Consider the following 1815-nt stretch of genomic DNA (forward strand, 5'->3'; position numbering starts at 1 on the left):
TCACCGCTTGCTCCAAGGCCGCTTGATCCCACTCCACAGCGAGTGTTCCGGTGCTGCCATCGTTATACGTGACGGTGACTGAATCCGGCAGCGAGATGTTCTCGCCCGCGCCCGCCGTTACCGTTACCGCTTGGACCTCGTCGATCTGGAGCGCAGCAACCGCTCCGGTGTTGACGTACTTAAACACATTCAGCGAAGAAAGCGGATGGCCCGTAAAATCAAACAGCGCCTGGTTGTCTACCGCGCTGCCGCCATACCATTTTCCTGCATCGTCAGGGTCATATTCCGCAGCATAGCTGGCTGCCCAGCCGGAACCATATTGTTCCCACAGCCGTTTGTTCTGCTCGGCATCTGCTTTCGGTCCTACTGGCAGCCAGGCCGGCTCCCAATAAAATACGCCAATGCCTGCATCGCCTACATTGGACACTGCTTCAATGACATTACGGACCGATGTAGCCTGCCCCTGAGCACTGATCGGATAGTCCAGCGTCTGTCCCGAGCTTCTCGGGGCGGTATTCTCATGTCCATCACCATCTTCAGATGTATACGCATAGGATGTTTCTGCCACCATCACTTTTTTACCATACGTATCTGCAACCTGCTTCAGCACTGCTGTGAGATTGCTCAGCGAACCGTGCCAGAACGGATAATACGAGCTGGCAAAGACATCATAGTCCACATGATTGTCCGACAGCGCCTTCGCATAGGAAGCATAGCGGCCCGGCGTCTCCGGGTTGGTAAAATGCAATGCCACGAGAATATTCGGATCGACAGCACGCACCGCTTGGCTTCCCTTATTAAATAAAGCACTAATCTTCGTCCAATCCTTCTCCCCGACAAACGACTGGTTCGTCTCATTGCCGACCTGCACCATCCCTACATCTATGCCCTGATCAAGCAATTGCTGCAGACTATTCCGGGTATAGTCGTACACCGCCTGTTCCTTGTCAGCAAAACTCAGGCTCTGCCACGCCTTCGGCACATGCTGCTTGCCCGGATCGGCCCAGAAATCGGAATAGTGGAAATCTACCAGCAGCTTCAGGCCGTTGGCAGTCGCCCGCTTGCCGATTTCAACCGCTTTGGCCAGATCGTTATTCCCGCCGCCATAGCCGTTGCCTTTGGCATCATACGGATGATTCCACACACGCACCCGGATATAGTTTACGCCCGATTCCTTCAGCGTCCGGAATATGTCCTGCTCGGTGCCCTGTTCGTTATAAAAGCGTACTCCACTCTGCTCCAGGGAAAGAATACTGGATATATCGACACCTTTGATAAAATCAGGCTTCAATCCCTCAACCTTCTTCACGAAAATATCCGCTGCCACCGGCTGGGTCGTATCCGTGCTGACCTGCTTTAAGGAAAAACGGTCCAGATAGCCCCACGCAGCCGCAGTACCACTGATCCTCGCTCCAATGACCAGATCGGAAGTTTGCTCGGTCAGCACGAATTTCAAGGTCACGCTTCCCCATTGGTTGTAGCCTGACGTTGACACCTCACTGCTCTGATCGGTACCTGCGAATACTTGTATATGTCCCGCTGCGGCATCAGAGCCGCCCATCGATTGCACCGACAGCTCATAGCTACCTGGCTGCAGCGCCGGAAGCTTCTGGCTGACCGTGACCTGCTGATTCGCTGGCGCAGCGTCGTTGATCCAATACTTGAACGCATACGTGTCTTCGGACGGCGTAATAAAAGGATCACTGGCATAGGCATAATGCTGAATATCCACCTGCTTCCAATCCGATGCTTCAACCTGCCACGATTGGTCACTCCAGAAGTTCGTCTCGAACCCCCCGTTTACGACTGCCGAAG

The 1815-nt window shown here is 54.0% G+C and carries 1 protein-coding gene; it reads right to left on the reverse strand.

The features are described from left to right. Positions 1 to 1815, reverse strand: a 1815-nt coding sequence (locus WG8_RS25305; protein ID WP_007433153.1) for a glycosyl hydrolase 53 family protein, incomplete at both ends; no start/stop codon positions are given.

Origin of the sequence: Paenibacillus sp. Aloe-11 (genome assembly GCF_000245715.1) — a bacterium.
Taxonomy (GTDB): Bacteria; Bacillota; Bacilli; order Paenibacillales; family Paenibacillaceae; genus Paenibacillus; species Paenibacillus kribbensis.